Source organism: Paenibacillus sp. OSY-SE (assembly GCF_000283315.1).
Classification (GTDB): Bacteria; Bacillota; Bacilli; order Paenibacillales; family Paenibacillaceae; genus Paenibacillus_B; species Paenibacillus_B profundus.
Map to the genome: position 1 here is coordinate 88,028 of NZ_ALKF01000198.1, position 13,638 is coordinate 101,665.

Genomic DNA, 13,638 nt, shown 5'->3' on the forward strand with positions numbered 1-13,638 from the left:
GAGGAATTAACGAATGAACGCAAAAACACGAAGAAAACGGAAACGATATCTTTTATGCGCAGCACTCATCGTCATCATTGGTGCAGCAGCAGCTATAACTAACATTTTATTTAACGATTCACGCACGGCCTCATCCGAACCTTCCCCGCTAGAAACCGCTGCGGTCCAGAAGGCAGCCGTGTCAGCAGAAGCATTGAGAGTGGCTCCTGTTTCTCTGGATACTGCCGACGCTGTGCTGGAGATCGTCGCGCCGGAACAGGTGGTAACTGTGCCGAAGAGCATTACCAACCCTTTCTTGGCGTCCAACCATGAGAGCGGCGAGCAGGTTGCCGGCCAAGTTAGCGGAGCTACAGGCCTCGACCCGGAGGGCATCCTCTCCTTCAACCCGGATCTCGTACTCATTACGAAGCTGCATAATAGCGAGAGCGATGCCGAGCAATTGCTGCGGCAAGCCGGCGTTAAGGTGGTTACCTTTGAGCAATGGGGCACTTTTGATGAGCTGATCGCTAATTTCCGCACGATTGGTGAAGCGGTAGGGGCGCCAGAGAAAGCCGACAGCATCGGGAAAGAAATCAAAGATAAATTAAATGAAGTCGCCGAACGCACGTCAGCACTCACCACTAAGCCAACCGTGCTCGTATTATCACCTGTTGGTCCGAATACCGGTCCATACGTCATCGGTCCAGGCAATATTGCCTATGAAATGATTCGCCTTGCCGGAGCTGAGCCAGCAGCCGCTGCCCTTGGAATCAATAAATCGACCAAAGCTTCTAGCGAAGATTTGATTAAAATTGATCCCGATTATATTGTGCTTGGAGATTGGGACGGCACGGGAGAAGAGTGGCTGTCTGAATTGAAATCACAGCCGTCATGGAAGACGCTGACTGCAGTGAAGAATGGCCGCATCACAACGATGAAAGCCAAACATCTGCTAGCGCCTAACCGTTATACAGTAGATGGATTGATGGAAATGTCAGCGTGGCTTCATCCTGACTTATGGGATGAAGGCGAGAAGACACGATGAACGAGCAACATAGATTCGTCCATCAGGCGGAGCCTTCCCCATATCCCGTGCATGAAGAGGCTTTGACGAAGAGAGCAGAACGGGCGCAACGAGCCGTTCTATTGACAGCCTATGGCGCATGCTCGTCCATTGACGATGTGCCGGCACTGTACGAGCATATTCTTCACGGACATAAGCCTTCAGCGGACACCATAATTCAAGGGGTCGAGCGATACAAGCAGACTGGCGTATGCGATCCGCTTCATGCGGTTTCCAGGAGGCAAGCGGATGCCCTATCACGGCTGATCGGAACGAAATGCGGATCCGCAATCCCCGTCTATATCGGCTGTAAGCATTCGAACCCGTTCGTTCCCGAAGCGGTAAACCAAGCCGTGCATGATGGCATCAATCAGTTAGCCGTGCTGCACCTCACGCCGTTCTGCACGCCGACTGGCACTGGTACGTATGTACAGGAAGCGAAAAAAGCAATTGCCGCCGCAGGCAGCTCCCTGCAGATTAGCGTCGTAGCCGATTGGCAAGAGCATCCGACCTTCATCAGGCTAATTGCTCGACGTGTGCAGGATGCCTATCGCTGGCTGCCTTCGGCAAGCATGCCGACAGCACGGGTCATCTTTACGGTTCATAGCAAGCCCGGACTGCCAACCGCACATAAAGCCTTTATTGCGCAGTATTGCCGCTTAGCCCGCCTGATTGCGGAGCAGGCAGAAATCTGCCACTGGGATATCGCCTATCGGAGCGGCATGCCAGCACCACAGCGATGGCTCGGTCCTGATATTAAGGATGTTATTCAGCAGGCAGCAGCCGACGGCTGTCAAGCGGTCGTAGTCTGCGAATTGACGTCGTTGACAGATAATATCGAAGTGTACCATGACCTTGGCGAAGAAGCGAAGCAAGTGGCGGAGCAATGCAATGTGCAATTCGTACGGACGGAATATGCAAATGATGCATTTGATTTCATGGACTTCATGTCCGATATCGTCGCTGCTCATTTGCTGAGAGGAGATTATTGTTCACAGTAACGTAGTTCATACCTTGTTATTCCTATCTTCACGTCACTCTCCCAATCCATCAGGAACGTGCTGCAAACCATCCCTTCAGGCACTGCGGGAAAGTGGGATACGGAAAGAATCTTTTGCGGACGGAGTAAGTCTGCTCCCTGCCATTTGAAATCTGAGACACGGGGAGAAAGGAGCTAAGCTATAATCAACAGACAGTCAATGAAAGCAATACACGCTGTATTTAATGATTTGTTGCGCAGCCGTAACTGCTATGTACACCGTCCCGCCGGAAGATTTGGCTGAAGCGAATGCCTTGAATTCTGCGGTTACCGGCATGATGCGTGTAGTCGGCGCCATTCTTAGCGGGTTTCTATCGGCGCTGCCTCGCCCGTGATTTGCTTTGCCGTCAACTCTGCCTCTTACCTATGGCCAGCGCTATGCATTTATACTTCCGACTGGAAGGAAAGCCGAGCGGATTCGTCCCACCGGCAGCCGTACCGTCAAGCTTTGAAGGAAGGGTTTGTCGAGGCTGGCTCGAACAAAGCTATCAGAACCATTATTGTTATCGGCATTAGCTAGGGCTTCGCGGGCGGCGGATACGCGATCTTAATTCCGCTACTTGGCAACAGCGTCTACAATATGGGAGGAATCGGAATCAAGTTGCTGTATGCCATTGACGGCATCGGGCTTCTCATAGGAGCATTTCTTGTTAAGAAGGTTCTGAAATCCGATTTCGAGAAATCGAAGCTGTGGTACGGCCCATCAGCCAAGCATATCGCCTCATAGCAGCTCATACGCCACATAGAGATAAACCTAAAAAAAGACTGCAATGGCCTCAACCATTGCAGTCTTTCTTCTATCAATTGTCATATAAATGATTATACCAAATGACAAGCAACATAATGATTGCTGCCCACATCGCGATATTCCGGCACCGCTTGTTTGCAAATATCTGTGGCAAACGGACAACGGGTATGGAACTTACAGCCTGATGGCGGATTCGCCGGGCTCGGAATATCTCCCTGCAGCACAATCCGTTCCGGCTTCTTGGTTGGATCCGGCACTGGAATCGCCGACAGCAACGCTTGTGTATACGGATGGAGCGGCTGCTTGAACAACTCATCGCGCGGCGCCATCTCAACGAGCGATCCCAAGTACATGACGCCGATCCGGTTGCACAGATGCTCGACAACTGACAAATCGTGCGAAATGAACAGATAGGTCAAATTCTTCTGCTCCTGCAGGTCGCTCAGCAGGTTGATAATTTGTGCTTGAATAGAGACGTCCAATGCAGATACCGGTTCGTCCGCCACGATAAATTCAGGGTTCATAATGAGTGCGCGCGCAATACCAATACGTTGACGCTGACCGCCAGAGAATTCGTGCGGATAACGGTCAATATGGTATGGTGCCAAGCCGCAAATCGTCAAAATTTCTTTGACACGGTCGCGGATATCGTTCTTCGATGCTATACCATGATCCACCAGCGCTTCTCCGATAGCATCTCCGATCTTAATCCGGGGATTCAACGAGCTATACGGATCCTGGAACACGAGCTGCATCTTCGGACGCATCTTGCGCAGGTCTTTACGGGACAAGTCATGAATCTCCGTTCCTTTAAAGAGCACTTTTCCGTCTGTTTTATCCAATAGTCGCAAAATCGTCCGTCCGGTCGTCGATTTACCGCAGCCGGACTCTCCGACGAGTCCGAGCGCCTCCCCTTTATTCAAGCTGAAGCTGACTCCGTCAACTGCTCGCACATGTCCTACCGTACGTGAAAAAATACCGCCTTGGATGGGGAAATATTTCTTAAGGTTGTCTACTTCAAGTAACGGTTGTTGACTCATTGAGCTCCCCCCTCCTTCTCATACAGCCAGCATGCCGCCTTGTGCACCTTCTCATAAGTTTGCAGAGTTGGCTGCTTCTCCGTACAAATCGCCATGCAATGCTCGCAGCGGTCATTGAAATAGCAGTTGTTGCCCAGTTCAACTGGATTCGGAACTTGTCCCGGTATTGTATACAATCGCTTCATGCGTTCGTTGATAATCGGTTTCGCCCGCAGCAGTCCTTGTGTATACGGATGCTTAGGATTTTTGAACAATTCTATGACCGGCGCTTCTTCAATGACTTTGCCGGCATACATAACGACGACGTGATCTGCCATTTCCGCCACGACTCCAAGATCGTGCGTAATAAGCATAATCGCCGTGTTGAATTCGCTCTTAATATTGCGCATCAAGTCTAGAATTTGTGCCTGGATCGTTACATCCAGTGCAGTTGTCGGTTCGTCAGCGATAAGCAGCTTCGGATCGCAGGTCAATGCCATCGCAATCATAATCCGCTGGCGCATCCCGCCGCTCAACTCATGCGGATAAGCGTCGAAGATTTGCGCTGCACGCGGAATACCTACAAGATCGATCAGATCAATCGCACGCTTCTTCGCTTCTTTCTTCGTCACGCCGCGATGAAGCAGAATCGGTTCGGTCAGCTGTTCGCCGATCGTAAATACTGGGTTCAAGGATGTCATTGGTTCTTGGAAAATCATTGCAATCTCGTTCCCGCGAATTTGACGCATTTCGCGTTCCTTAAGATCCAGCAGGTTTTTCCCTTTATAAATAATTTGTCCACCTTCGATTTTCCCCGGAGCTGAGACTAGGCGCATCAGCGACATGGCGGTAACGCTCTTGCCGCAGCCGGATTCACCGACGACGCACAGCGTTTCGCCTTCTTTAATCGAGAAGCTGACATCATTGACCGCTTTCACGACGCCGCCACCGGTATAGAAATTCGTCCGCAGATTGCGAAATTCGATCAAATTGTTTGCCATATCGTATCTCCTACCTCTTCATTTTCGGATCGAGCACGTCGCGTAAACCATCACCAATTACGTTAATCGCAATTACTGTGAAGAAGATACAGACCCCAGGCGGAACCCACAGCCATGGACGCTTCTGGAAGTCGATCAAGTTATTCGCCGCGGTAATCATGTTACCCCAGGACGGCGTCGGCGGGACAACCCCTAGACCTAAATAACTCAATACTGATTCTTGCAGAATGGCACCAGCGACCATCAAAGTAGCCACGACGATAATAATTGGAATCGTATTCGGCAGCAAGTGACGGAAAATTTTACGTCGGTCGCGCAAACCAAGCACTTCAGCCGCTTGCATGAATTCTTGCTCGCGAAGCATCAGTATTTGACCGCGCACGAGCCGCGACAAGCTTGGCCACGACATAAATCCGAGCAGGAACATAACAACATAAATACGTTTATCCGGCGGCACCTTCATATCGGACAGCACCGCACCGAGAATAATAAGCAATGGCAAGCTTGGAATCGACATCATAATATCTGCAAGGCGCATAATGATGGAGTCGACCCAGCCGCGGTAGTAACCTGCCAAGGCGCCGAGTGTGCTCCCGATGGCCACCGAGATCATCATCGCTACGAGACCTACAAGCAGAGACACCCGCCCTGCCAGCATGACACGCAGCAGGATGTCACGGCCCAAGTTGTCCGTTCCAAGCCAATGTGCCGCATTCGGCGGCTTGTTGCCGTTGCGGATATTCATCGTTTCTAGAGAATACGGCGAGAAAAATGGCCCAATAAAGCAAATGAGAAACATGAGTACGAGTACGACCAGTCCCCCGACCGCAAATTTATTTTTAAGCAGTTGCTTGAACGCCAACCTCCACGGGGAAGCCGGTTTGATCGTTTGCACTTTACTATCTTGTGCTGTGGATTCAGCTACCGTTTGAGACACAGATAACTCCCCTTTCTATTTCATCCGTACACGTGGGTCAGCGACTCGATACAGTAAATCAGCCAACAAATTACCCAACATCGTCAACAATGCCAAGAACATCGTAAAGCCCATCAATAAGAAATAGTCACGGGCGTTAATCGCGTCCAAGTTAATGCGTCCTATTCCCGGCCAGTTGAAGATTTTCTCCGTAATCATCGCACCGGAGAACAATCCCGGCAGCTCAATGCCTAGCAGCGTAATCGCAGGCAGCAGAGCGTTGCGCAGCGCATGCTTGAATATAACAGTCCGTTCTTTCAACCCTTTGGCGCGGGCCGTTCGAATGAAATCTTGACGGACGACGTCGAGCATGCTCGTCCGGAAATAGCGTGTCAGACCTCCGACGCTAATCGAGGTAAGCACGATGATCGGCAGCATCAAGTGTTCCACTAGGTCCCATATACGGGCCAAGCCGGTAGCGTTGCTTCCCGACGTATACATCCCGCCGACTGGGGTCCACTTTAAATCGATTGCAAACAGCTTAATCGCATACAATCCGACGAAGAAGGACGGCAGCGACATTAAAGCAAAGACGAGAAAGGTAATGAGTCCGTCATAGATGGAATGCTGCCTGACTGCAGAAAAAACGCCGACCAAAATCGCTATTGTCCAACTTAAGACAAGAACGATGGCCGCAATTAAGAATGAATTCCACATATAACGGTTAAGCACCGTCGTGACCGGCTGTTTATGCTGCAATGACAACCCCAAGTCGCCCTTAATCGTATTCTCCGCCCAAGTAAAATAACGTTCGACAAGAGGCTTATCCAACCCATGAATGGCTTTCAATTCGGCCGCGCGCTCTTTGGAGATCGTCGGATTCGAATCAATGAAGTTCCCCGGCGCCATCGCAAACACGATAAAGAGCAGAACCGAAACGCCGATAATGGTCGGAATCATTTGCAACAGTCGCCGAATGGCGTATTGTTTCATAAATATTCCTCCTAGCTTTAGATAAACCCAAATGCTCAGCCGACAGGCTGAGCATTTGGTATGCAGCACATTTCCGTATTATTTAATTTCGATTTGGCTCAAATCATTTGTAAATCTACGGTAAGGCGACATATCAAAACCTTGAATACGTGCGTTCGTTGCCCACATATCGCGGCGCTGGTACAAGTAGATGTAAGGCAAGTCCTCATTCAGCTCTTGATAGATTTCTTTGAAGATTGGCTTGCGCTTCTCGATGTCTACTTCTTTGCCAGCCTTCGTGAACAATTCATCCAATTTAGCATTCGAATAACCGATATCGTTCTGGGAACCGCCTGTTTTAAAGACGTTCTCGGAAGATTGCGGGTCAGGTGTCAAGCCCCATGCCAAGAACATCATGTCGAAGTCGCCTTTTTTACGTTTTTCGATAGCGGCGTTGAAGTCCATTTGCTCTGCAATGAACTCGATGCCGAGTTCCTTATAATTAGCTTGCGCTATCGGAATGATGGCATCATTAACCTCGTTAGGCGTTGTCGCCGTAAAGATGATTTTAAATTTCTTGCCATCTTTCTCCCGCATTCCGTCAGCGCCGACTGTCCAGCCTGCTTCATCCAGCAATTGCTTCGCTTTTTCTAAATCGAAGTTGTATTTCGTCACTTCATCCGTGTAGGACCAAGATTCCTTGGATTGTGGAATGTCAATAACGTCCGCATATCCTTGATATACCGCGTCAACGATTTGTTGACGGTCCAGTCCGTAAGTGAGCGCTTGACGCACGCGCTTGTCTTTGAATTGATCACGGTTATGGTTGAAGTTGATGTAGCCGTAACCATTCGTCGGGAACAAATTGACATCCAAGAAGCCCATTTCTTTCAACTGATCAACCTGGTCTTTGGATACCGTAATGAAGTCCATATCCGTCTCGCCTGTTTGCAGCAGTTGAACGTTCGTCTCATTCGTCGTGAATTTGAAAATCAGATTAGGAATTTTAGGTTTGCCTTTATAGTAATTCTCGTTGGCAGTCAATACCGCTTCTTGACCCGCAGCGAACTTTTCAAGCTTGTACGATCCGGAACCAAGCGGCTTCGTGAACAAATCTTTCATATAGCCCAAGTCGCCTTGCTTGTAATCTTTGCCATAGTAGGCTTTAGACAAAACGCCTGTCGTTCCGATTGCGGAGAATGCAAGCGCGCCCGGCTCGGTAGTCGTTACTTCAATCGTTCTAGGGTCGATAACTTTAACCCCTTCGACTGTAGATGCTTTACCGTCTTTATATTCTTGTCCGCCTTTAATGTGGGCGTCTTTGATGATGTCAGTAGGTCCATCATATGACTTGTCATGGAACATAGTAATCGAAAATGCCACGTCTTCTGCAGTCAATGCAGAGCCATCGCTGAACTTCAAGCCGTCCTTCAACTTGAACGTATAGACTAATTTGTCGTCCGAAATGGAGTAGCTTTCGGCCAGCCCTTCGGAATACGTGCCGTCCTTGTTCACTTGCAGCATCGAATCGAACAGCGTCTCAGATACATATATATCATATGCTGTTTCAGCATATGCCGGGTTGAAGATACCGCTTGGAGCCGTAAAGCCGATAATTACCATATCTTTACGATTGTTTGCCGCTTCTGGAGATTTTGTCTGGTCGGTTGCTTTAAGAAGGCCGTCCGCCACCAATTCTCCTTCGCCGCTACCACTCGATTGCTCTGATGTTTGACCCGCAGATGATGTGTCTCCGCTGCCCTCTTTGGAACCGCCGCATGCCGACAGGACAAGCGTCAGGGACAAGAGCAGGCACATGATGATACTAAATCTCTTTTTCACTACATTTTCCCCCTACAATGATGTCATATTATATTTAGTTATAAAGTTGCATACATACTCATCGCGATTAAAATAAAAACATTCGTTAATGCTTTATAGAACATTGGTCAAATAATTTGTTAAGCAGGCCCGTTCCATGAGCAGGAAACGAATATTTTTTCATAATACTACTTTATAATTTCGGATTTGTAAATCCCTATGTCAGCTTTAGATTAAAACTTTTTCATTTTTGCACGATAAGTTTTTTTTATCGATATATGCCGAAATGTAGTGATATATGAAAGACTCTGAACTAAAAAGTTGGTTTCGACACCCTTTTTTGTCGTTTTGTCCACTATGAGAAACACATAACCCAAAAAAGTCCGCCTCTCATGTGCAACATTCAATAATTTCATAATCATGCATAAAACATGCATAATTCGGTTATTCCGTTTGTGCATAAAAAAAGCCCCAGAGATGTTAAACATTCACACTCTGAGGCTTTTCGTCTTATTTTATATAGTCAGGAAATATATTACAACGGATGCGGCACATTCTCTACACCTTGATCAAGCAAAATCATACATTCTGCAGTTCGTGACTCGTATGCATAATTTCTTGTCTTTCCGTATCGCTCAATTAACGTCTCTACCGACATAGCCATCATCTTGGGAACCATCTGTTCCGCATGTTGGCGCAGACGCCGCTGGCCCTGCGGATGAATGACCTTCATCAAAAGCCGCAAATATTTCTTGGTTATCCATGAGAACAAGCCGTTAGACAAGTCGCGAACCGTAAATCCAAATTGTTCGGGTCCGCGGTGTAACATGCTTACCCCGTACAAGGCCTTGACATTCACCCTGAGATCGGGGTGATCCAGTACATATTCCGCCAATTCCGGCAACGTCTTCTCTACTGAACGTATCATTTGGATAGCAAGCTGCATGGAAGTTCGCGATCGCCGTCCGATATCATATAATCGCTTATTATCAAAGTGAAGTTCTAAAATCAGATCGTCATGCTTCAGCTCTACACCGTCATCCAACATCATCGATTTCCCGTGATAAGGGCGCACCCGGAAATGAAACACGGGATCGTCGCAATTCGTTGTCTTTAATCCAAATGCGAGATGGAACGCTCTTTCGTAAAGAAACCACGTGCGGACGATGATGTGTCTTAACCAAGAAGGATTGTTCGCCCGTTCCTGGTCGGTTTCCCGAATCAACTCATCAATGCGGACGCAGTGCAAATCTCGGGACGCCGCTTCCTCCAGAAACCGCTCCAAGGCGGCAAGCATATTGGCCGGCGCCTCGCGGTCAGCCCCTAAGGTCAATCCGCAGTCATGGAGCAGCAGCACTTCTCCGCCGCGGCAGCGCTTCATCATGCGCTTATGCAGTCTGTCTACACCGACTTTCTTGCGCCAATCACCGAATAGGACAGACCATAAAATAATTTGCAAGTAACCTAGATTGCCGTAATCAAATAGATTAACAATTCCCCATGGCGGGCGATAATAAGTCGTCCGCTTGCCTGTGATCGATTCAATAATATCCGACGTCTTTCTAATTTGTCGCTTCACCGTCTTAGGGCGCATGAGCCAATTGGATTTATGAACATAGTTATGAATGCCGATCAAATGACCTTCCTCGTGCATGCGCCTGAGCAATTCAGGATATTTCTCCGCATGAATGCCAACGACAAAGAACGTTGCCTTGGCATTGTATTTCTTCAATAACTCTAATAGCTGCGGCGTATACACAGGATCCGGACCGTCATCAAACGTCAGGGCGAGGTTGCGGTCAGATCGTCCTTTCTGAAACACTCTAAATCCGAACAGTCGGCTGATGATGCCTGGGAGAAACGCATAAAACGTCAGGATGTAAAAGCCCCATAACAAAATGAATTCCATCCCGTTTTCCCCGTTTCTTTCTTTATATCTTACTCATACGTGTAACTGTCATTATTGTATCATATTGCGTAAAGAAATAGGCACTGTAATTCATTTTCGTGTACAATGATAACTAGATATTTAAGGAAGAAAAGGAGTCGAATTCATGATCGCATTTTATCAAAAATATTGGAGGACCGCATTTGACATTGCCCTCTTGGCTTTGACGGTCTACCTAGTCATGTACACGTTCAGTTTCTTGTATTCGATTGCTGCGCCTATATTTTTAGCGTTCATCGTGTTCATGCTGATTGAACCTTTCGCTGCGTTTCTGAATCGGCGCGGCATCAAGAAGGCCATTGCCTCCGCCATTTCCGTGCTGCTGTTCGTGCTCATCATATTGGGCGCCATCTTTGGCCTTGGATTCATATTTTTGAAGCAAGCGGCGGAATTGCAGGAAAGACTTCCTCAATACGTAGGCGCCCTTCAGCGAGGGTTCGTGAACATTACGACATTCCTTACTCATAAATATGAAACTCTGCCGACTGAGGTGACAGGTCGTCTGAACGAATACGTCGGCATCATTACCAAAGAAGGATCGAAAATCGCAATCAATTTTTTGGCATGGCTCACCAATAATATTTCTTCCTTCTCCGCATTTACGCTCAACTTCGGCATCGCGATTATCCTCGCATATTTTCTGAGCATCGAGATAGATATGTGGCGCCGGATAGCCCGTGATAAGACACCGCGGACGTTTCAAAACGCGTATCACTTTTTAAAAGAAAACGTTTTACGGGGCATCGGAGCCTACCTGAAAGCTCAAATGAAGCTCATTTCCGTTACATTTTCGATCATTTTCGTATCATTGCTGCTTCTAGGTGTAGATCATGCATTCTTTATCGGACTGCTATCCGCGCTTTTCGACTTGCTGCCTCTGCTTGGCATCCCGTTTATTTTTATACCGTGGATTGTCTATCTGTTCATCATTGGAAACAGCTCTCTTGCTATTTGGCTTACGGTCGTCTTAGGTCTTACGCTCCTTGTTCGTCAAATTCTGGACCCGAAGATAACAGGTAACACACTCGGCGTGTCTGGGTTTACCATGTTATCCTTCATGATACTATCGCTCTCCATGTTTGGCGTTATTGGCGTGGTGTTATCGCCAATTTTGCTCATCTTAGTGAAAGCCCTATACGATCAAGGTTATTTGAAAGAATGGATTCGTATGCCTAAAGAAGAATTCATCTCCAATCCGTTCGATGCTTCTCCAGACGTGGCGAAGGAACCCGAAGAACCTGCACAACCCACCAAATAAGCAATAACGCCGCTTTCCATTATCCCGGAGAAGCGGCGTTATTTATTTATGAAGCGAATACTCAGCCAACACATCCATCACTTCACCAAAGACGAGGGTAGCTCGATGGGATGGGCCCGCCGCTTCCTCTTCGCTTACTACTGCAACGGCAAATCGCGGCTTCTGAACTGGCCCGTATCCGACAAACCATGTATGGAGCCGATTCGTCCCAAAAGCATCTGCTTGTGCGGTCCCGCTCTTGCCAGCCAGCCGCCATGTCGCATGACGCAGCGCTTGCCCTGTTCCATATTGTATAGTATCTTCCATCCAGCGCTGGATATACCGAGCCGTAAACGGCTTTATTGCCTGTTCCACCTTCGGCCGTGCGGCGAATTGAGCGAGCGGCAGACCATGCGCATACTGAACTTCCTGCACAAGTCGGGGTTCTCCATTTACTCCGCCCTGCAATAAAGTAACGACGAAGTTCGCAGCCGCAAGCGGAGTAAGCCGCGCATCCCGTTGACCGATACCCAATTGCGCCTTTACACCACCGTCTACAGTATGCTCATCAGATGACGAATGAAAGACGCGGCTGTCTTCTTCCCCATCGAAATGGCGCAGTGCGGAATGACCTAACCTGTCATCAGATACCATCCCTACCTTGCCGCTCATCCCCAGCTTGGAGGCGTAGCTCGCAATCGTGCGGGCATCGAGCCGTTCACCCAATTCTGCGAAGACGACATTGCATGACTTCGCAAGCGCCTCCCGCAAGGTCAGTTCCCCATGTCCCTCAGGCAGCCAACAAGACAATCCGTACTTTCCATACTGCCCGTCACAATGGAACACCTCTTCCGGATCCGTCACCTTCGCATCCAGCGCTGCGGCAGCAATAAATAATTTGTATATGGATCCGGGGGCTAGTGCCTTAAGTGCACGATTGTTCCAGTCTCCCTTATGCGGATCGACATGATTCGGATTAAAAGCCGGACGGGACACCATGGCAACCACATCCCTTGTTCGCGCATCCAACACGGTAACCGATCCTTTTTTCATGCCGTTCCGGTCCATTACTTGTTCGATCTCCGCTTGCAGCTCCATGCTGGTCGTAGTCAGCAGCCGCAACGGATAATATGGATTGTCGGGCCGCCGTATTCTGACATCCAACCCATAGAGCGGACGATGCAGCGCATCGGTATAATGCACGAAAGTCGTCGGACCAATTCCTTTAAGCAGCGGTTGAAAGGCGCGCTCCAAGCCAGACACTCCCTCGATTGAGCGTTCTGTAGGCTTGTCTGCGCCAGAACGTTCCGCTACCGTTCCAACCCACTGGGGAGTCTGCCCCTTCATCGGATAACGAATCGTGACGGGAAGCGCGCGCACGCCATCCCAAGACAGCGTCTGCAGTCGCTCCACTTGTTCTTTCGTCAGCGGGTGAGGAAGCTTCGCATCAGCCGAATCAGGCCAAATATACGGCTGTATCGCATTCTCCCACCGCTTCAGCACCTCCTGTTCGGTCACATGAAGCCATAGCGCCAACGTCCGCGTCACCTCAGCAGCCATCGCTTGCTTGTGAACAGGAAATAAAACGAGAGCATATTCGGATAGTCCCGTATATTGACGTCCATAACGGTCCAGAATGCGACCTCTTCCATCGTCCAAAATAATGCCTCGTTCGCGCTGTATGACGGAACGCTGCAGCAGCGTATGGCTGCTTGTCTGAACCGAGCGCTTCGTTTCGATGAATTGCAGCCAGCCAAGCCGTATGACATATACAATAAGAATGGCGGTAAAGAGAATGACGATAACAGCGATTCGCTTCATCACCGTTGCTCTCCCCCATTGACGTATCCTTTCCACAGGCGGATTGACCCTCTTTCTAGCCTAATATCGTCCTT

At 48.8% G+C, this 13,638-nt stretch carries 11 protein-coding genes; 4 read left to right on the top strand and 7 right to left on the bottom strand.

Going from position 1 to position 13,638, the window contains the following annotated elements; all coding sequences use genetic code 11:
- The first annotated feature begins 13 nt into the window (after positions 1-13).
- The 3 genes from A372_RS0124745 to A372_RS39145 all read left to right on the top strand — a co-directional run bounded on the left by A372_RS0124745 (position 14) and on the right by A372_RS39145 (position 2,416).
- Positions 14-1,024, top strand: coding sequence for an ABC transporter substrate-binding protein (locus A372_RS0124745; protein WP_019423606.1), 1,011 nt, complete (start codon positions 14-16; stop codon positions 1,022-1,024).
- Positions 1,021-2,043, top strand: a complete 1,023-nt coding sequence (hemH, locus tag A372_RS0124750; RefSeq protein ID WP_019423607.1) for a ferrochelatase — start codon at positions 1,021-1,023, stop codon at positions 2,041-2,043. Before A372_RS0124745 ends, hemH begins: the two co-directional genes overlap by 4 nt.
- 250 nt (positions 2,044-2,293) lie before the next feature.
- Positions 2,294-2,416 (top strand): hypothetical protein, encoded by a 123-nt coding sequence (locus A372_RS39145; protein WP_272943481.1) that lies wholly within the window; start codon positions 2,294-2,296, stop codon positions 2,414-2,416.
- Positions 2,417-2,900: 484 nt separating this feature from the next.
- On the opposite strand, the gene A372_RS0124765 is transcribed toward A372_RS39145, so the two are convergent.
- The 6 genes from A372_RS0124765 to A372_RS0124795 form a co-directional block, all read right to left on the bottom strand.
- Positions 2,901-3,869, bottom strand: a complete 969-nt coding sequence (locus A372_RS0124765) for an ABC transporter ATP-binding protein (RefSeq protein ID WP_019423610.1) — start codon at positions 3,867-3,869, stop codon at positions 2,901-2,903.
- Positions 3,866-4,849, bottom strand: coding sequence for an ABC transporter ATP-binding protein (locus tag A372_RS0124770; RefSeq protein WP_019423611.1), 984 nt, complete (start codon positions 4,847-4,849; stop codon positions 3,866-3,868). The genes A372_RS0124765 and A372_RS0124770 overlap by 4 nt, the downstream gene beginning before the upstream one ends.
- 10 nt (positions 4,850-4,859) lie before the next feature.
- Entirely contained in the window at positions 4,860-5,786 is a 927-nt protein-coding gene (gene opp4C / locus A372_RS0124775; RefSeq protein WP_019423612.1) for an oligopeptide ABC transporter permease, read from the bottom strand.
- Between the two features lie 15 nt (positions 5,787-5,801).
- Entirely contained in the window at positions 5,802-6,758 is a 957-nt protein-coding gene (locus tag A372_RS0124780; RefSeq protein ID WP_019423613.1) for an ABC transporter permease, read from the bottom strand.
- Positions 6,759-6,836: 78 nt separating this feature from the next.
- A complete protein-coding gene (locus A372_RS0124785) occupies positions 6,837-8,579 on the bottom strand; it encodes an ABC transporter substrate-binding protein (protein WP_019423614.1) in 1,743 nt (580 codons plus the stop codon).
- Between the two features lie 514 nt (positions 8,580-9,093).
- Positions 9,094-10,467 carry a polysaccharide deacetylase family protein gene (locus A372_RS0124795; protein ID WP_019423616.1) on the bottom strand — a complete coding sequence of 458 codons (1,374 nt, stop codon included), beginning with the start codon at positions 10,465-10,467 and terminating at the stop codon, positions 9,094-9,096.
- A gap of 145 nt (positions 10,468-10,612) precedes the next feature.
- On the opposite strand from A372_RS0124795, the gene A372_RS0124800 reads away from it, so the two are divergent.
- The gene (locus tag A372_RS0124800) at positions 10,613-11,764 is read left to right on the top strand and encodes an AI-2E family transporter (protein WP_019423617.1); all 1,152 of its coding nucleotides are present in this window, start codon (positions 10,613-10,615) and stop codon (positions 11,762-11,764) included.
- A gap of 42 nt (positions 11,765-11,806) precedes the next feature.
- Here the strand turns inward: A372_RS0124800 and A372_RS0124805 are convergent, their stop codons facing one another.
- Positions 11,807-13,564, bottom strand: a complete 1,758-nt coding sequence (locus A372_RS0124805; RefSeq protein WP_019423618.1) for a peptidoglycan D,D-transpeptidase FtsI family protein — start codon at positions 13,562-13,564, stop codon at positions 11,807-11,809.
- Positions 13,565-13,638: the final 74 nt, after the last annotated feature.